This is a genomic window from Candidatus Amarolinea dominans (assembly GCA_016719785.1).
Classification (GTDB): Bacteria; Chloroflexota; Anaerolineae; order SSC4; family Amarolineaceae; genus Amarolinea; species Amarolinea dominans.
This window is the reverse complement of sequence record JADJYJ010000020.1, coordinates 23,015-40,263: the sequence shown is the minus strand read 5'-3', so window position 1 is coordinate 40,263 and position 17,249 is coordinate 23,015. Positions and strand designations below refer to the sequence as shown.

The window sequence follows — 17,249 nt, the reverse complement described above, 5'->3', positions numbered from 1 at the left end:
TAACCGGTGCTCAGAAGAATTTCACATTGACCGGCGCCAAGATCAGACGCTTGAGCAGGCCATTGCGGGCCGCCGGGGCTGTGATCACCGGCGCGGCCGCTATTTCGGGCAACGTCAGCAGCATGGCCACTTCGTCGCAGCGATGGAATTTCGGGCAATAGATGCACTCCTGCCACACCTTGGGCGAGATGCTCCAGCGGTCCACGGCCTCGAAGCCCAAGCGCTCGAAGAAGCGCGGGCGCAGGGTCAGCGCGCAGACCTGGCGAAAACCGCGCGCCAGCGCCAGATCGAGCAGCTTGCCCACCAACAGGCCGCCCAGGCCGTTGCCGTGCTGGCTGGCGTCCACCGCCAGCGAGCGCACCTCCGCCAGGTCAGCCGCCAGCGCGGCCAGTGAACCGCAGCCCACCACCCGCTCGCCCGCGCCATCCGGCCCGACGGTTATCTCAACCGCCACCAGGAAATCAGGCAGAGCGCGCAAAATCTGCGCGGCGCTGCGCGGCAGCATCAGGTTCTGCGCGGCAAACTGCTCGACCAACGCGGACATTGCGGCCGCATCTGCGGCCTGCGCCGGCCGTATGGCCATTCTAACCCCGAATGAATTCGGGGCTAATGGGCGTTCCGCCGCCAGGTCGGCCTGCGCCGACCGATCTCCGCCGAATGAATTCGGGACGAAGGGGCGTTCCGCCGCTACCATGTCTTCAGAATCGCGTCCAGGCGCTCGACCACGGTGTCTAGCTCGGCGTCGGTGATGACCAGCGGCGGCGCCAGGCGCAGCACATCCGGCCCGGCGTTGATCAGCACCAGGCCGTGCGCGAAACCGGCCTTGACCACATCGCCGGCCGGGATGTCGAGCTGCAAGCCGAGCAAAAGGCCCCGACCGCGCACATCCAGCACGTGAGGCGAGTTGATCTCCTCCAGCCGCTCCTTGAGAACCTCACCCTTGCGCCGCACCTCGGCCAGGAAGGCCGGTTGACTGATGCGGCGCACCACCGCCTCGGCCACGGTCGCCACGAACGGCCCGCCGGCAAAGGTGCTGGCATGATCGCCCACGGCCATCACGTCCGCCACGCGCTGGGTCATCAGGATCGCGCCCATGGGCAGGCCGCCAGCCAACGGCTTGGCGCTGGTCAGCAGGTCGGGCGCCACGCCGCTGTCATGCCAGGCCCACAGCGTGCCGGTGCGGCCCAATCCGCACTGCACCTCGTCGAAAATCAGCAGTGCATCGTGCGCGTTGCATAGGTCACGCAGTCCTTGCAGGAATTCAGGCGTCGCGGAATGAATGCCGCCCTCCCCTTGCAGCGGCTCCACGATCACCGCGCACACGTCATCCTGAATGGCCGCGGCCGCGCTGGCAAGGTTGTTGAACTCGGCCACGCGCACGCCGGGCATCAGCGGCTCGAAGGCCTGCTGGTACTTGGGGCGGGGCGTGGCGGCCAATGAGCCGAACAGGCGGCCGTGGAACGCGTTGCTGAAGGAGACGATGTGGAACTTGCCCTCGCCATGCCGCGTACGGCCGTACTTACGGGCAAACTTGAACGCGCCTTCGTTGGCGCTGGCGCCGCACAGGCTGAAATGCACGCGCTGCGCAAAACCACTGGTTTCGACCAACAGCTTCGCCAGGCGTGCGACCGGCGCGGTGTGATACAGGTTGCTGACATGCCACAGCCCGCCCGCGGCCTGCTGCGCCACCGCGGTCAGTTCCGGGTCCGCATAGCCCAGCGCGTTGACCGCAATGCCCGCCACGCAGTCCAGGTACGCGTTGCCGCGGCTGTCGTAGAGCGTGGAGCCTTGTCCGCCCGTGAAAACGATGTCGGGCCGGGCATAAACCTGCAAGAGATAGTCGTGTTCGGTCTGAATGATGTCGTCCATGGAAACCCCCTCATTTCACAATCGCGGTGCCGCCGGTCCGGGCCAGGCCATCCAGGTCGGTGATGACGGCCTGATAGACGCCGGCGACGACGGCTTCGGCGGCGCTGCGCACTTTGGGGATCATGCCGCCGGTGATGATGCCTTCGCCAATCATTTCCTCGACCTGACCGATGGTCAAAACCCGCACGACACGTCCGGCCACCAGTACGCCGGGCACGTTGGTCACGAAGACCAGCCGGCTGGCCTGCAGGCCGTGCGCCAGCGCGGCTGCCACGTGATCCGCGTTGACGTTGTAGGTCTGGCCGTCTTCGCCCAGGGAAACTGGAGAAATGACCGGCACGAAACCCTGGGCCAGCAGGCGCTGCAGGGGCGCGACGCGCACGGCCGTCACCTTGCCCACGTAGCCCAAGTCGAGGCCGTCCGGCTGCCAGCGCGTCACCTGCACCAGGCCCGCATCCACGCCGGTCAGGCCGATGGCCTCGACGCCGCGGTTGACCAGCCAGCGCACGACGCGCGTGTTGACCAGGCCGCTCAGCACCATTTCCACCAGGCGCAGACTCTCCGCGCTGGTCACCCGCACCCCCTGCACCATCTCGAACGGCACCTGCAGGCGCTGATGCAGGTCTGCAATCTCCTTGCCCCCGCCATGCACGATCACCGGCTGGCAGTCCGCCTGCACCGCTTGCACCGCGGCGACGAACCGGCCCAGGAACGCCGCATCGTCAATCTCATTGCCGCCGATCTTGATGACCACCACCGGCTTTTGTGTACTCATGAGCCGCCCCTCTCCCAAAAAAGTTCGAACACTGAACGGCCAGTGCAAAGTGCAAAATACAAAGCATATCGGCGCACTTTGCACTTTGTATTCTGCACTTTGCACTTACAGTAGCGCCGTTGTCTCCGGCAGGCCCCACATGGCATTCATGTTTTGCACCGCCTGGCCGCTGGCGCCCTTGAGCAGGTTGTCAATACTGCTGGTCACAATCAGCAGATTGTCGGCCTGCGGGCTGAGGCCAAGCGCGCAGCGGTTGCTGTTGACGGTATGCCGCAGCGTCGCCACCTGGTTCAAGCCCAGCAGGTGGATGAACGGCTCGTCCCGGTACGTGTCGCGATAAAGGCCGAGCAGCGCCTCGCCGCTGATCTTTTCCGGCAGTTCCACGTACATCGTGCTCAGAATGCCTCGATTGACCGGCAGCAGGTGCGGCGAAAAGATCACCTGGAACGCGGCCGCAGCCGGGCGAGCTTGCACCGTCAGTTGCTCCTCCATTTCGGGCAGATGGCGATGCTGGCGGCCGATGCTGTAGGGCGCAAAATTCTCGTTGGCTTCCACAAAATGGCTGCTCAAGCGCAGCCCGCGGCCCGCGCCGCTGACGCCCGACTTGCAGTCCGCGATCACCCGCCCGGTCAACAGGCCCACGCGCGCCAGGGGTGCGAGGGCCAGGATCACGCTGGTAGGATAACAGCCGGGATTGGCGACCAGTCGCGCCGCGGCCACCGCGTCCCGGTAGAGTTCCGGCAGGCCGTAGACCGCCTCGGCCAGGAGCTGCGCCTGGGTGTGGGGATGGGCGTACCAGCGCTGGTACACGGCCGCGTCCTGCAGGCGAAAATCGGCGCTCAGGTCAATGGCCTTGACGCCCGCGGCAATCACCTGCGCCACCGCCTCCATCGAAGCCGCGTGGGGCAGGCACAAGAACACCACATCCACCTCGTCGAGCCGCTGGCGCAGCGCCTGCTCCAGCGGCAGCAGTTCATCGTCCCACGGGCAGGGGAAGACGCTGCTCAGGCGGCCGCCCGCGCTCGACTCCGACGTCAGCCACGCCAACTGCACCTGCGGATGGCGGCGCAAAATCTGCACCAACTCGTATCCTGTATAGCCGGTCGCACCGGCAATGCCCACTCGAATCATCCTGGCCTTGTCCTTACGCTCACTCGCTTGTCATACCCCTGGTTTTGGGCAACAAAAAAGCTCTCCGCCTGGAGAGCTCTCGTTTGACCGTGACACACTGTTGATCCCCACCCTGGGAGTGGCCCAAAACGCGCTGACCCAGACTTTAACGTCCGGCTACAACCTCTGTGGGCTCCTAGGGGAGGGAATCTGAAGCATCATGCGTGTCTCAATCCTTTGCTCGATTTGCCTGCATCGCCCTTGCATTTTGCAGTGAGTCAAGTTTAGCACAGGTATACCCGCTTGTCAATTGCGAAAACTGCCCTATGCTCCCGGCAGTCGGCGTCAGTTGACAACCGATTAGGATGAGAGTAGACTGCGGGCAGTGACGGGGACATGATTCGAGTTGCATTCTCGGATACAGCAGGCAACTCGGTTGACGGTTGACCGTGTCAATGCAGACCTGTCACAGCGGAGGAGTCGAGAGGAGTCGAGAGGAATCAAAATGAAGTGGCAAGAGATTCGTGATCACTACCCACATCAGTGGCTGCTCGTCGAAGCGATCAAGGCTCATTCAGAGGCAAATAGGCGCATCTTGGACCAGTTGGCGGTTATCAGCGCGTTTCCTGATTCGCCAACAGCGCTGCGAAGCTATCTCCAACTGCATCGTGAAGCCCCACAGCGCGAGTTGTATGTCTTCCACACCAATCGGGCCGTACTTGATATCCCAGAACGTCACTGGCTTGGAATTCGGAGAGCGTTATGAGAATCCGATTGCAAGTATGGCTTGTCCTATGTTAGCGCAAAGTGACATACCAGGGTCAGAATCTATGGCCTGGAAACCCTCAGTTACAGATGATTCAGACGAGGAATTGTCGCTACAGATCAGGCGCTACGATTGGGTTATTGCAGGAACCTGAGACGTAGTTCAAGCCGGATTCACGGCGTCGGCGGCGCTGAATTCGTGTATGCCAAACGCGTTGATGAGTTGAGCGTAGGTGAACTCCATGTCCATGACTTCGAAATCGAAGTCGGGGCAATGGATTATGGCTTCGAAATAGACGGGATCATCGGAATGAGTTTTTTGATCCAGGTTGGAGCAGTCATTGATCTTGTGCAGCTAGAGGTGCGGTTATCAGCTTGACACAATCAAATCTGTACATAGAATGCAACAATCACCTGATTGACACCCGTTCCATGTTGGAACAGTTGGGAGAAGAGGCGTAAGTCAGTCATGCCCAGTCTTTTTCGTAAGATCTTTCAGACAGGAATCGTCACGGAGCCGCTTGGCCCTGATGCAGACGAAGTCGTGCAATTGGTCAAGGCCGTCAACGCCCAGGCGCAGCGGCTGTTCGGCCGTGCGCTGGCCGTGCGCGAGGTGGATGCCGGTTCCTGCAACGGCTGCGAAATCGAAATCAGCGGCCTGACCAGTCCGGTGTATGACAGCGAGCGCTTTGGGATTCACTTCGTGGCCTCTCCGCGCCACGCCGACCTGCTGCTGGTCACGGGTCCGGTCACCCGCAACATGGAAGTGCCCCTGCGCAAGACCTACGAGGCCACGCCTAATCCCAAGCTGGTCGTGGCCGTGGGCGACTGCAGCCAGACCTGCGGCGTCTTTGCCGGCAGCTATGCGGTGACCGGCAGCGTGGACCAGGTGATCCCTGTGAATGTCTTCGTGCCCGGTTGTCCGCCCGAACCCGCCGACATCCTGGCCGGCATTTTGACCGCGCTGAACCGAAGGCCGCCGCGTTGATTTCTACCTCTCACTCCTTGGGCAAACCATGATGCAAACCTTTTTCTTTCTCATGCTGGGTGGGTACGCGTTCGGCGCGCTGAGCGCCGCGGTCAGTGGTCGCAGCGCAAGTGGGCGCTGGCTCACCGCGTTGGGAGCCATGATCGGCGGGGGCGCGGGCATCGCCCTGGGCGGCCAAGTGCTGCTGAGCGGAACGTCGTTTACGCAGGTGTTTCCCAATCTGCTGCCGCTGGCCGGCGGGCTGGCGCTGCGCCTCGATCCCCTGGGCGCCGTCTTCCTGCTGGTGATCGGCCTGGGCGCCGTGCCGGCCGCGCTCTACGGCGTGGGCTACACGGCTATCTACGCGGATGGCCGCGCCTCCCTGCCCGGTCTGGGCGTCATGTTCAACCTGTTCCTGCTGACCATGAGCCTGGTCACCCTGGCCGACAACATCCTCACTTTCCTCTTCATGTGGGAAGGCATGTCGCTCACCTCCTACTTCCTGGTGCTGACCGAAGCCAATGCGCCCGCTGCCGACGGCAGCACCGCGCAGGCCGGGGTGTGGTACGCGGTCATGACCCATACCGGGCTGGCGGTGCTGCTGGCCGCGTTCGTCCTGCTGGGAGCGGGCGGCAGCGGCTCATTTGCCGAACTGCGCAGCGCCGCGGCCGCCCTGCCGGCCACCACGCGCAACGTGATCTTCCTGCTGGCCTTGCTCGGCTTTGGCTCCAAGGCTGGCGTCATTCCCCTGCACGTCTGGCTGCCGCGCGCCCACCCCGCTGCGCCCAGCCATGTGTCGGCGCTGATGTCGGGCGTCATGATCAAACTGGGCATCTACGGCCTGCTGCGCATGGCGCTCGATCTGTTGGGCGGCGGGCCGGCCTGGTGGGGCGCGCTCGTCCTGGCGCTCGGCGCGATCTCCGCGCTGCTCGGCGTGCTCTACGCGCTGATGGAGCACGACCTGAAACGCCTCCTGGCCTACCACTCGGTCGAAAACATCGGCATCATCCTGATCGGCGTCGGCGCCGGGCTGGTCTTTCACAGCTACGGCATGATGACCCTGGCCGTGCTGGGATTCATCGGCGGGCTGTACCACACGATCAATCACGCCAGCTTCAAAGGGCTGCTCTTCCTGGGCGCAGGCGCGGTGCTGCACGCCACCCACACGCGCAACATGGAAGAAATGGGCGGTCTCATCAAGCGCATGCCCTGGACCGCCCTCTTTTTCCTGATCGGCGCGGTCGCCATCTCCGCGCTGCCGCCCCTCAACGGCTTTGTCTCGGAGTGGCTGGTCTTCCAGGCGCTGCTGGGCGGTTTCAACCTCCCCGTGCCCGAAGTGGCGGCGCTGGTTCCTGTGACCGTCGGCATGTTGGCGCTGACGAGCGGCCTGGCCGCGGCCTGCTTCGTCAAGGCGTTCGGCATCAGTTTCCTGGCGATCCCGCGTTCGCAGGAAGCCGAACATGCGCATGAAGCCCCGGCCACCATGCTGGCCGGCATGGCGATCCTGGCCGTCGCCTGCATCGCCCTGGGCCTGGCGCCCTTTGCTGTAGTGCCCCTGCTGGGACGCGCCCTGACCGGCCTGGCCGGCCTGCCCGCGACCGAAACAACCTTCACCCTCGGCCTGACCGTGCAGGCGCCTGGCGGCTTCGGCAGCGTCTCTCCCACCCTGCTGGCATTAGGCCTGCTGGTCATCCTGGGGCTGACGCCGCTGCTGCTGCGCCTCCTGCGCGTCAACGGCCGGCTGCGCCTGGCCGACACCTGGGGCTGCGGCCGCATCGGCCAGACGCCGCGCATGGAATACACCGCCACCGCCTTTGCCGAACCGCTGCGCCGCGTCTTCGCGGAGCTGTATCGCCCCACCAGGGAACTGACCATTGACACCCATCCGGAGTCGAAGTATTTCGTGCAGGCCATCGCCTACCGGAGCGACATCACCCCGCTCTTCGAGCAGTGGCTGTACGACCCGCTGCTGCGCCTGATCCGTGGCCTCGCCCGCCAGGTGCGCAAGCTGCAAGCCGGGTCGCTGCATCTCTACCTGGCCTACATCGCCGTCGTGCTCATGGTCCTGCTGCTGGCCGTTAGGTGGTTCTGATGACCGCATATCTCTTGGAAGGTTTTCAAGTGCTCCTGGCGCTGCTGCTGGCGCCAGGGCTGGTGGGCTTCGTGCGCTGGCTGAAGGCGCGGCTGCAAAACCGCCGCGGGGCAGCGCCCTGGCAGCCCTACTTCGAGCTGAGGAAACTCTTTGGCAAAGAAGTGGTCATGTCGCACAACGCCTCGTGGCTCTTTCGCTTTGCGCCGTACATCGTCTTTGGCAGCACCGTGGCTGTGACCTGCCTGATTCCGCTCATCGCGGCGCCGCTACCCTTCGACGCGCTGGGCGACCTGCTCGTGGTGGTCTACCTGCTGCTGCTGGGCACCTTCTTCCTGGCGCTGGCCGGTCTCGATCCGGGCACCGCGTTTGGCGGCATGGGCGCCAGCCGTGAAATGACCGTCGCGGCCATTGCCGAACCGACCATTGCCCTCTCGATCTTCGGCCTGGCCCTGGGCGCCGGTTCCACCAACCTGGGGCGCATCGTCACCGAGACCCTGGCCCATCCCGACGTCGCCATCAGCCCCGGCCATCTGCTGGCCTTCACCGCGCTCTTCATCGTCACCCTGGCCGAGACCGGACGGCTGCCGGTGGACAACCCCGCCACCCACCTGGAACTGACGATGATTCACGAGGCCATGATCCTGGAGTATTCGGGCCGCTACCTGGCGCTGATCGAGTGGGCGTCGTGGCTCAAACTGACGGTCTTCTTTGCCCTGCTGGCCAATCTCTTTGTCCCCTGGGGCGTCGCCACCACGCTCACCCCGGCCGCGCTGGCGATTGCGCTCGTGACCCTGTTGGTCAAGCTCGCGATCCTGGGCGCGGTCGTGGCCGTCGTCGAAACACGGGTCGCCAAGCTGCGCCTGTTCCGCGTGCCAGAGCTGCTCAGCATGTCATTCGTGCTGGCGCTGCTGGCCGTCACCTCATCATTCCTGTTGAAATGAGCTGCCTGCCCATGAAAGACGAACTATGAACGCTGCCTTAGTGACTCAAGTGACAACCCTGGGTTCGAGCGTGGCCCTGCTCTTTGGCATCATGCTCCTGTGGCGGCGCAGCCTGCAAGCCTACGTCTCTGCCTTTCGCTGGCAGTCGGCTGTGCTGGCAGCCATCTTCGTCGCGATCGGCGTTTTCGACGGTGATCCCGAGTTGATCTTCGTGGCCGCGTTCTTCGTGGTCCTCAAAGTCATCGTCCTGCCGCTCTACCTGGGGCGTTTGCAGCAGCGGTTCGGCGCGGAAGGGGAGAATCAGCCTTACATCAACGTGGCAACGTCGCTGATCCTGGCCGGCGTCCTGGTGCTGCTGGCCTATGCCATCACGCGGCCCCTCGTCGCGGTCAGCACACTGCCCACGCGCGGGGCCATGCCCCTGGCCATGGGCCTGATCTTCGTCGGCCTGTTCGTGGTCGTCACCCGCAAAAAGGCCCTCACCCAAATCGTCGGCTTCCTGGTGCTGGAAAATGGCATCGCGCTGCTGGCTGCGCTGGGCACCTATGGCATCCCCCTGATTGTCGAGCTGGGCGTGTTCCTGGATGTGCTGATGGGCTTCCTGGTGATGCAGGTCTTCGTCTATCACATTCACGGCACCTTCGACTCGATTGACGTGGACCAATTGAGCGAACTCAGACACTGAGTTGACAGACTTCCGAGGCCCTGGAGACTGCGGAAGTTTCCTTTGCACCACAAGAGATTGCACATGACCTTCTTTTTGCTCTTGCTTCCACCCTTGCTGGCCGCCCTGCTGGCCGCGGTTGTTCGCCCCTATCGCTCGTGGGTCGGATGGGTCAATGCCTGCCTGTCGTTATTGCCCCTGGCCGCGGCGCTCATCTTCGCCAGCCAGGCCATTGCCGGTCACGAGGCGCCGGTGTGGGGCATCGCTCTCGGCCCGCTCGCGCTGGCTGAAGTGCTGCGCGCGGATAGCCTGGCGGCCCTGATTATGGTGTGCGTCGCCGCCGTTGCCGCGCTGACGCTCTGGCTCAGTCCTGGCGTGGGCGGCGCCGCGCGCTTCGACGACGCTCAGTTGCGTCGTTATCAGATCTTCGTCAACCTGTTCATTGCCATGATGCTGCTGGCGGTCGCGGCCAACAACGTAGGGGTGATGTGGATTGCCATCGAGGCCACCACCATCTTCTCCGCGTTCATCATTCCGCTCAGGCTGAGCAAGGCGTCGGTGGAAGCCTCGTGGAAATATATCCTGCTCAGCTCGGTTGGCATTGCGCTGGCGTTTGCCGGCACGGTGCTGGCCTATTTCGATTTCGTAGCCCTCTCCGGGCGCATCGAAAATGCCCTCAACTGGGATGTGCTGCTCACGATGGCGCCGGTCCTGCACCGTGAAGTGATGCAGATCGCCTTCGTCTTCCTGCTCGTAGGCTACGGCGCCAAGGCCGGCATTGCCCCCATGCACACCTGGAAGCCAGACGCCTACGGCGAAGCGCCCCCGCCCCTCACCGCCCTGATGTCCTCGGCGCTCTTCGCCGTCGCCATGCTGGCGATTGTGCGCTGGAAGGCTGTGGCCGACATCACCCTGGGCAGCGGCTTCACCGACAACCTGCTCATCGCGCTCGGCGTGCTCTCCCTGCTGATCGCAGCTTTCAGCGTCGTGCTGACCACCAATTACAAACGTATGCTGGCCTATTCGAGCATCGAACACACCGGCTTGATCTGCCTGGGCCTGGGATTGGGGCCGTTGGGCGCCTGGGCAGCCCTGCTGCACCTGGTCAACCACACCGCGGCGAAATCGCTCATGTTCCTGCTCGTGGACACCATCGAACAAAGATTCGTTTCGCCCCTGATCGCCAACACGCACGGCCTGCTCAAAGCGCTGCCCTGGACCGGTGCGCTCTTTGCCGCCGGCCTGCTGATTCTGATCGGACTGCCGCCCGGCGGCATCTTCATCAGTGAATACGCCCTGATACGCGCCGGCTTTGCCCAGGGTCAGCCCTGGCTGATGGGCGGCGTCCTGGCGCTGCTGGCCATCATCTTTGCCTCGTTCATCTCCCACCTCAACCGCATGCTCTACGGCGCGCCGCCCGCCGCGGTCAGCCTGGGAGAGCGCGCCAGTTGGCGCACCGCGCTGCTGGTGCTCAGCGTCGTCTTCCTGGTCACGCTCGGCCTGACGCTGCCCGCGCCCCTGGCAACGCTGCTCAAGCAAAGCGTGCAAATTATTGCGCCCTGATCGGTGAATCCTATGACTGATTTTGCTCGTCTTCAATCTGTTCTGACCGCGGCGTTCGCTGAGCGGGTCATCGCCCTGCACATCCGGCGGGGCAATGAACTCCACTGTCAGATCGAGCGCGGCGCGGCCCCGTCCCTGGCCCAACTGCTGCGCGCCGATTTTCAGACCGAACTGGCGCTGATGGTTGCCAACGACCGCAGCGCCGACCTGGACAAGCTGGAAGTACATTACCTGTTTGTCAACGACCGTCACAACTGGTTCTTGCACGCCACCGAGCAGCTGCCGCTTGACGACCTCACGATTCCCTCCATGGCCACGTTCTATTATCCGACCTCGCGTTTCGAGCGCGAGATCAAAGACCTCTTCGGCATCGAGGCGGTCGGTCAACCGGACCGCCGGCCCCTGGTGCGGCACGGATTTTGGCCGGAGAGCTATCACCCCCTGCGCAAGGACGCGACGCCGCCGGCCGACTTTCACGATGATGGCGCCGGCTTTCCCTTCCTGCCGGTGGGCGGCGAAGGGGTCTACGAGATTCCGGTGGGGCCTGTGCATGCCGGCATCATCGAACCGGGCCATTTTCGCTTCAGCGTGGTGGGCGAAACGGTGATTGACCTGAAGATCCGCCTCTATTTCACGCACAAGGGTACGGAAAAGCTCTTCGAGGGTCGCACACCCGCGCAGGGCGTGGAACTGGCCGAGCGCATCTCCGGCGACACGACCATCGGCCACTCGCTGGCCTATTGTCAGGCCGTGGAGACGCTGGCTGGCTGTGAGGCGCCGCCGCGCGCGCGTTACCTGCGTGTGGTCCTGCTGGAAATGGAGCGGCTCTACAACCATGTGGCCGATTTCGGGGCCATCTGTAACGACACCGGCTTCGCCTTTGCCCATTCGCAGTGCTTCCGCATCCGCGAGCGGCTGCTGCGGCTCAACAAGCGGCTGACCGGCAACCGCCTGCTGCGCGGCGGCATCGTGCCCGGCGGCGTCGGCCACGACCTGCCCGCCGATCTGAATCTGGCGGCCGAACTGGCTGCTGTCCTGGCCGATTTCAACGAGGTGGTTGCCATCAGCCTGGACAATTCGATGGTGCGCGACCGGCTGGACGGCGCCGGGCGTCTGACCCAGGCCACCGCCGCGGACCACGGCGTCCTGGGCTATGTCGCACGCGCCTCCAACCTGGACATAGACGTGCGCCGCGACCATCCGTTTGCCGCCTACGGTGAACTCAGCTTCGCGGCGCCGGTCTATACTGCGGGGGATGTGCATGCGCGCACGATGGCGCGCGTGGAAGAGGTGGCCGCGGCCGTACGGCTCATCCAGCAGGCGCTGACCGCGCTCCCGCCCGGGCCGCTGACCGCGCCGCTCGGCGCGCTGCCCGCGTGGGAGCCGGCCTTCGGCCTGGTGGAGGGGTGGCGCGGCGCCATTCTGCATTGGGTCATGGCCGACGCCGGCGGCAAGCTCTACCGCGTCAAAGTCAAGGACCCCTCCTTCGTCAACTGGCCCGCGCTCTCCTTTGCCCTGCTCAACAACATCGTGCCCGACTTCCCCCTCTGCAACAAATCGTTCAACCAGTCCTATTCAGGCAACGACCTGTAAGCGCAAATGCGTTGCGCTTTCATGGACTGCCGTGGTTTGGCAGCCCGCGCAGGAGGGAGAACTGATGCTCTGGACATATCGCATCTTTCGTGATGCACAGGGGCGCTATTCGATGTCAGTTCGTAAGCGGACGCCGTTTTCACCTTCGAAGACGATCGCGAGGATTATGGCGAACAGCGATGGGTGACTCTGGGCTTGCTGCGCGGCAAAGTCGTGGTGATCGTGCATACTGAAACCGAAAACGAAATTCGCATCATATCAATGCGTGAGGCTGATAAACATGAGCAACATCTATTCTTCCGAAACCTTCGATGAACGGGATGACTACCCCCAGATCACGCAGGCTGACCTGGATCGGGCCACATTCCGCGTCGGCCTCAAGCCTGCGCCACGCAAACGCAACACCCTGGAAGAAGCGCTGCGCCGCATCATCCGCGAGGAACCAGGCCGTGAGGATGCGGCGGTGGGCACAAGGAGTGAATCACCGCCATGACCAACAAGACAACCATTCCCAGCCTGCAAGACATTCACCGCAAACGCCAGCAGTCCGATTTCACCGGCCGGGCGCAGCAGGTGGCCGACTTCCGCGCCAACCTGCGCTACGGGACCGCCGGAAACCAGGCAAATCCGAATATCCTGTCAATCCTGTGCATCCTGTCTGAATTCCGGGCCGCGTCATCCGCGAGGAACTGCGTCGTGAGGAGGCAGGCCGCGAGCCGGTCACTGCATGGCGCGGGCGGCCCAGGCGACTGCATTGGCCGGGGTGACGCGATTGCAGGCGTCGCAGCAGACGCGGGTGGGCGTGATGCGCCGCGGTTCTTCGAAGACCCAGGCCAGCACGCGCCGCGCCGCGGAGACCGGCGCGGCCGGCAGCGCAGCGTCCGGCCGGAAGTAGGCCAGCAGCCCCTGGCGAAAGCAGCGCTGGCGCTGACTGACCAGCGCACGCAAATCCTCGATGGCTTCCAGCTTGATCTGCAGCGCCTCGCCGGCCGCCTGTTCGTCCAACCCAGCCTGCTCCACGGTTTTCTCCGCCATGAAGCGCAGCAGACCGATCTCCCGCGGCCGCGTGAAGAGCACGGCCACGGTCGGTTTGCCGTCGCGGCCGGCGCGGCCAAATTCCTGCACGTAATCCTCAACCGAGGCCGGATGCTGCCAATGGATGACCAGGCGCACATCGGGCAGATCCAACCCCAGGCCGAAGGCGTTGGTGCAGATGACGGCCGGCGCCGCGGGCTGCTCACGCCCCATGAAGCGCGCCAGCAGGTGCGCACGTTCCTCCCCGCTGCCCATGCGCGCATGGTAGAACGGCAGATCGAGGCCCACCGCCTGCAAACCAGCCTGTACGAGTTGCCCCACCTTGATCGTCGGCACAAAAATCATCGCCCGGCCGCCCGGCATCTGGCGCAGCAGGCTGGCGGCCAGGCGCAGGCGGTCCTCATCGGCCTCCAGCGGCAGGCGCAGCAGGCTGATGTTGGGCCGATCCACGCCCGTCACCACGACGCGGGCCTGGGGCACACCCAGCGAGGCGAGGATGCGCCGCTGGGCTTTGACCCCGGCCGTGGCGGTGAAGGCCAGCACGGGCGGCGCGCCCAGGCGCCGGCGCACGTCGTCCAGGCGGCTGTACGCGGGCCGAAAATCGCGACCCCAGCGGTCAATGCAGTGTGCCTCGTCCACCACCAGGAACGCGGGGCGACCGGCCAGCGCCTGGGACGCCTCACGGTCGCCCACCACGCTGGCATCGAAGCGCTCCGGGGTGGCGAAGAAGAACTTGATCTGCTGATCGTGCAGGGCCTGGTAGCGCTGGCGCTTCTCGGCCGACGTCAGGTCGCTGTTGATGAAGGTCGCCGCGATCTGGCGCCGCGCCAGGTCCGCGGCCTGTTCGCTCATGAGGGCGCGCAGGGGCGAGATGACGTAGGCCATGCCGGGCGTGAGCAACGTGGGGACCTGGAAGCAGAGGGTTTTGCCAGAACCGGTGGGGCTGACCATCAGCACCGACTCGCGGCGCAGCGCGGCCAGGATGACTTCGAGCTGACCTTCGCGCAAGGAGCGCACCCCCAGGCGGCGCATGGCCCAGCCCAGGTAACGCGTCACAGCCGGCGCCTCGCCGCTGGCGTCCAACCAACGGGCCAGGCGCACCGCCAGGCGTTCCAGCGCAGGCAGCCGCGGCGCGGCAGACGGCGCGTTCATCGGCACGCTGCGGGCAACGGCCAGGCGCGCCGCGTCAACCGGCTGGCGTCACGGTCCGCGCTACTCGCGCGGTGTACGCAGCAGATCCGCCGGCAAGGGTTGGTAGTTTTTGACATACTGATCGAAGAAGGCGAGCGAGCGCTGCATCGCCACACGGAAATTGGCGGAGATGTTGTGATTGTCGCCCTGGTACTGATAGAAGGCGGTTGGCACCCCGGCCTTTTGCAGCGCGGCGTAGAGGCTGGCGGAAAATTCCAGCGGCACCGATTCGTCCTCGGTGCCGTGGTGCAACTGAATGGGGCCGGAAGAGTCGGCCACGTAGCTGATGGGTGAAATCGAATCCCAGAACGCGGCGTTCTGTTGCGGCGTGCCAAAGCGTTCGATCAGGTCCTGGCGCCAACGCCGCGCGCGCTGAGGCACCGTGACCGGCACCGGCCGCCGCCAGTTGTTCATCAGGTCATCGTACGACGCCACCACGCCGGCCCAGATGACGCCGGCGCGAATGTCGCCCGTCGTCACCATGGCGCGCAGGGTGATGTGTCCACCCATCGAATGGCCCCACATGCCGATGCGCTCGGCATCAACGCCAGGGTAACGTTTGAGCGAGCTGACCGCGTTGAGCACATCCACCGTGTAGTCGGGCGAGCCGTAGCCGCCGGTGGCGGCGCCTTCGGAGCTGCCATGCCCGCGGTAGTCAGGTCGAAAAACGATGTAGCCGGCGCGGGCGAAGTAGTCTACGTAGGCCACATAGCGTTCGGTGGTGCGATACTCTTCCGGGGGAATGTAGCCGTGGTTGAAGACGATCACCGGCCAGCCGTCGGCCGGCCGTGTGCCGCGCGGAACGGTCAGCAGCGCGTAGATTTTCAGCCCTTCCGAGCGATACGCGGCGATGTAACGGTTGTAGTTGCTGCCAGGCGCCAGGGTCTGCTCGATGAGGATGTCGCTGCCGGGATACCGACGCGCGCGCATCACTTCGATCATCAGCGGGCTGCGAGCCGCCAGCGGAGGCGGCAGCTCTGTTGCAACCGTCTCTTGCGCACTGGCCCTGACGGCTGCGGGGTCGGCAGCCTGGGCCAATGACGGCAGCACCAGGAGCAGAAGCACGGCGAGGGCCGTTGTTGTTTGATGTAAGAGGGTCGCTATTGTTTTATGTAAACTAAATTGTCTGATCATTTTTTTCCCCATCGTTCCCACTATCGCATTTTGCATCTACAAATCTGTGAACTACCTTCCGTTTGACGACTATTCACCTCTGGATTAGAATCACCGTTGCCCAATCGCTGTCAACGCGGATAGCCGGCCGATGCGTGATCGCATCGAAGTATTTCATTGAAATGTCTCAATGGAAATGTCTCAATGGAAATGTCTCAATGGATCTCGACATATCTCAAAGAAGAGGAGTGACACTCATGAATGGACATCCCCGGCGCAGTGCCTACGAGGTGGCTCTCGCCCAGTTCGACGAAGCAACAAGCAAAATGCCTCATCTCTCGCCCAATACGATCAAGTTCATGCGGGTATCCAAACGTGAACTGATCGTCAATTTCCCGGTTGAAATGGACGACGGTCGTATCGAAATGTACACCGGCTACCGGGTACACCACAGTACCGTGCGCGGCCCCACCAAGGGCGGCATTCGCTATCACCCCGATCTTACCCTGGACGAGACACGCGCCCTGGCCATGTGGATGACCTGGAAGTGCGCGCTGATGAACCTACCCTTTGGCGGCGCCAAGGGCGGCGTCATCGTGGATCCGCGCAAGCTGTCACAGCGGGAACTGCGCCGGTTGACCCGCCGCTATGCCACTGAAATCTCGATCATGATGGGGCCTGAGGGCGACATTCCGGCGCCCGATGTCGGCACCAACCCCCAGGTGATGGCCTGGATCATGGATACCTACTCGATGCACCGCGGCTACTCGGTGCCGGCGGTGGTCACCGGCAAGCCAATCCAGATTGGCGGCTCGCAAGGCCGCTTCGATGCCACCGGCATGGGCGTCATGTTCATGGCGCGCGAGGCGCTCAAGCACCTGCGCATCTCAGCCGAAGGCGCGACGGCGGTCGTGCAGGGGTTTGGCAACGTGGGCGCGATTGCGGCCCGCTACATGCAGATGCTGGGCGCCAAGGTCATTGCGGTCAGCGATGTCAACGGCGGCATTCACAATCCCAAAGGACTGGACATTCCTTCGTTGCAGCAGCATGTGCGTGAAACCGGCAGCGTGCTGGACTTTGGCGGCGCAGACACGGTGAGCAATACGGAGCTGCTCGAACTGCCCTGCACGGTGCTGATTCCGGCGGCGCTGGAAGGTCAAATCACCGAAGACAATGCAGACAAGATCCGCTGCAAGGTGTTGGCCGAAGGCGCCAACGGCCCCACGACGCCCGGCGCCGACAAGATTCTCATGGGAAACGGCACTTTCATTGTGCCCGACATTCTGTGCAATGCCGGCGGCGTGACTGTTTCCTATTTCGAGTGGGTGCAGAGTCTGCAGGCGTTCTTCTGGAGCGAGGCCGATGTCAAGCGTCAATTGGAGCGGCTGATGGTGGATTCGTTCAATTCGGTGCTCAACGAATCGCGCGAGAAGAGTCTGCCCACCCGCATGGCCGCTTATACCCTGGCCATCAACCGCGTCGCGGATGCCTTGGAGCTGCGCGGGGTGTATCCGTAGGCCTCACCTCACCCCCGGCCCCTCTCCTCTCCGCACAGCGGAGAGGAGAGGGGA

General features: G+C 64.0%; 16 protein-coding genes and 1 pseudogene. 11 read left to right on the top strand and 6 right to left on the bottom strand.

Translation table 11 applies throughout. The features are described 5' to 3' along the window. Positions 1-10: 10 nt before the first annotated feature. The 4 genes from IPM84_19295 to IPM84_19280 form a co-directional block, all read right to left on the bottom strand. A complete protein-coding gene (locus IPM84_19295; protein MBK9094868.1) occupies positions 11-583 on the bottom strand; it encodes a GNAT family N-acetyltransferase in 573 nt (190 codons plus the stop codon). Between the two features lie 104 nt (positions 584-687). After that, on the bottom strand, positions 688-1,869 hold the full coding sequence (locus IPM84_19290) for an acetylornithine/succinylornithine family transaminase (GenBank protein MBK9094867.1): 1,182 nt from the start codon (positions 1,867-1,869) through the stop codon (positions 688-690). Between the two features lie 10 nt (positions 1,870-1,879). Continuing rightward, positions 1,880-2,644, bottom strand: coding sequence for an acetylglutamate kinase (argB, locus tag IPM84_19285; GenBank protein ID MBK9094866.1), 765 nt, complete (start codon positions 2,642-2,644; stop codon positions 1,880-1,882). Between the two features lie 105 nt (positions 2,645-2,749). Beyond that, a complete protein-coding gene (locus IPM84_19280) occupies positions 2,750-3,775 on the bottom strand; it encodes an N-acetyl-gamma-glutamyl-phosphate reductase (GenBank protein ID MBK9094865.1) in 1,026 nt (341 codons plus the stop codon). Between the two features lie 484 nt (positions 3,776-4,259). On the opposite strand from IPM84_19280, the gene IPM84_19275 reads away from it, so the two are divergent. From IPM84_19275 to IPM84_19230, 10 genes and pseudogenes are all read left to right on the top strand, one after another. Beyond that, the gene (locus IPM84_19275) at positions 4,260-4,520 is read left to right on the top strand and encodes a hypothetical protein (GenBank protein ID MBK9094864.1); all 261 of its coding nucleotides are present in this window, start codon (positions 4,260-4,262) and stop codon (positions 4,518-4,520) included. A gap of 132 nt (positions 4,521-4,652) precedes the next feature. Beyond that, positions 4,653-4,898, top strand: coding sequence for an aspartyl protease family protein (locus IPM84_19270; GenBank protein ID MBK9094863.1), 246 nt, complete (start codon positions 4,653-4,655; stop codon positions 4,896-4,898). 90 nt (positions 4,899-4,988) lie between these two features. After that, a complete protein-coding gene (locus IPM84_19265) occupies positions 4,989-5,507 on the top strand; it encodes an NADH-quinone oxidoreductase subunit B family protein (protein ID MBK9094862.1) in 519 nt (172 codons plus the stop codon). 28 nt (positions 5,508-5,535) lie between these two features. Further along, positions 5,536-7,578, top strand: coding sequence for a hydrogenase 4 subunit B (gene hyfB / locus IPM84_19260; GenBank protein ID MBK9094861.1), 2,043 nt, complete (start codon positions 5,536-5,538; stop codon positions 7,576-7,578). Further along, entirely contained in the window at positions 7,578-8,519 is a 942-nt protein-coding gene (locus IPM84_19255; protein MBK9094860.1) for an NADH-quinone oxidoreductase subunit H, read from the top strand. The genes hyfB and IPM84_19255 overlap by 1 nt, the downstream gene beginning before the upstream one ends. Positions 8,520-8,544: 25 nt before the next feature. Then, entirely contained in the window at positions 8,545-9,204 is a 660-nt protein-coding gene (locus tag IPM84_19250; protein MBK9094859.1) for a hypothetical protein, read from the top strand. A gap of 63 nt (positions 9,205-9,267) precedes the next feature. Beyond that, complete coding sequence (locus tag IPM84_19245; protein ID MBK9094858.1) at positions 9,268-10,746, top strand: hydrogenase; 1,479 nt, start codon at positions 9,268-9,270, stop codon at positions 10,744-10,746. Between the two features lie 12 nt (positions 10,747-10,758). Then, the gene (locus IPM84_19240; GenBank protein ID MBK9094857.1) at positions 10,759-12,339 is read left to right on the top strand and encodes an NADH-quinone oxidoreductase subunit C; all 1,581 of its coding nucleotides are present in this window, start codon (positions 10,759-10,761) and stop codon (positions 12,337-12,339) included. A gap of 135 nt (positions 12,340-12,474) precedes the next feature. After that, positions 12,475-12,654: pseudogene (locus IPM84_19235) on the top strand (BrnT family toxin). After that, entirely contained in the window at positions 12,620-12,832 is a 213-nt protein-coding gene (locus IPM84_19230; protein MBK9094856.1) for a hypothetical protein, read from the top strand. The pseudogene IPM84_19235 and the gene IPM84_19230 overlap by 35 nt, the downstream one beginning before the upstream one ends. Positions 12,833-13,059: 227 nt before the next feature. On the opposite strand, the gene IPM84_19225 is transcribed toward IPM84_19230, so the two are convergent. Continuing rightward, positions 13,060-14,526: an ATP-dependent DNA helicase RecQ gene (locus IPM84_19225; protein MBK9094855.1), complete on the bottom strand. Its 1,467-nt coding sequence runs from the start codon at positions 14,524-14,526 to the stop codon at positions 13,060-13,062. A gap of 60 nt (positions 14,527-14,586) precedes the next feature. Next, positions 14,587-15,699, bottom strand: coding sequence for a S9 family peptidase (locus IPM84_19220; GenBank protein MBK9094854.1), 1,113 nt, complete (start codon positions 15,697-15,699; stop codon positions 14,587-14,589). 236 nt (positions 15,700-15,935) lie between these two features. Between IPM84_19220 and IPM84_19215 the strand changes: the two genes are divergently transcribed. Then, positions 15,936-17,195, top strand: coding sequence for a Glu/Leu/Phe/Val dehydrogenase (locus tag IPM84_19215; GenBank protein ID MBK9094853.1), 1,260 nt, complete (start codon positions 15,936-15,938; stop codon positions 17,193-17,195). Positions 17,196-17,249 lie beyond the last annotated feature (54 nt).

Bases quoted from the DNA above. Each gene is read 5' to 3' on its own strand.
- IPM84_19225 (MBK9094855.1), bottom strand. From the start codon at position 14,526: ATGAACGCGCCGTCTGCCGCGCCGCGGCTGCCTGCGCTGGAACGCCTG.
- IPM84_19230 (MBK9094856.1), top strand. From the start codon at position 12,620: ATGAGCAACATCTATTCTTCCGAAACCTTCGATGAACGGGATGACTAC.
- IPM84_19240 (MBK9094857.1), top strand. From the start codon at position 10,759: ATGACTGATTTTGCTCGTCTTCAATCTGTTCTGACCGCGGCGTTCGCT.
- IPM84_19215 (MBK9094853.1), top strand. From the start codon at position 15,936: ATGAATGGACATCCCCGGCGCAGTGCCTACGAGGTGGCTCTCGCCCAG.
- IPM84_19275 (MBK9094864.1), top strand. From the start codon at position 4,260: ATGAAGTGGCAAGAGATTCGTGATCACTACCCACATCAGTGGCTGCTC.
- IPM84_19280 (MBK9094865.1), bottom strand. From the start codon at position 3,775: ATGATTCGAGTGGGCATTGCCGGTGCGACCGGCTATACAGGATACGAG.
- argB (MBK9094866.1), bottom strand. From the start codon at position 2,644: ATGAGTACACAAAAGCCGGTGGTGGTCATCAAGATCGGCGGCAATGAG.
- hyfB (MBK9094861.1), top strand. From the start codon at position 5,536: ATGATGCAAACCTTTTTCTTTCTCATGCTGGGTGGGTACGCGTTCGGC.
- IPM84_19220 (MBK9094854.1), bottom strand. From the start codon at position 15,699: ATGATCAGACAATTTAGTTTACATAAAACAATAGCGACCCTCTTACAT.
- IPM84_19245 (MBK9094858.1), top strand. From the start codon at position 9,268: ATGACCTTCTTTTTGCTCTTGCTTCCACCCTTGCTGGCCGCCCTGCTG.
- IPM84_19290 (MBK9094867.1), bottom strand. From the start codon at position 1,869: ATGGACGACATCATTCAGACCGAACACGACTATCTCTTGCAGGTTTAT.
- IPM84_19295 (MBK9094868.1), bottom strand. From the start codon at position 583: ATGGCCATACGGCCGGCGCAGGCCGCAGATGCGGCCGCAATGTCCGCG.
- IPM84_19255 (MBK9094860.1), top strand. From the start codon at position 7,578: ATGACCGCATATCTCTTGGAAGGTTTTCAAGTGCTCCTGGCGCTGCTG.
- IPM84_19265 (MBK9094862.1), top strand. From the start codon at position 4,989: ATGCCCAGTCTTTTTCGTAAGATCTTTCAGACAGGAATCGTCACGGAG.
- IPM84_19250 (MBK9094859.1), top strand. From the start codon at position 8,545: ATGAACGCTGCCTTAGTGACTCAAGTGACAACCCTGGGTTCGAGCGTG.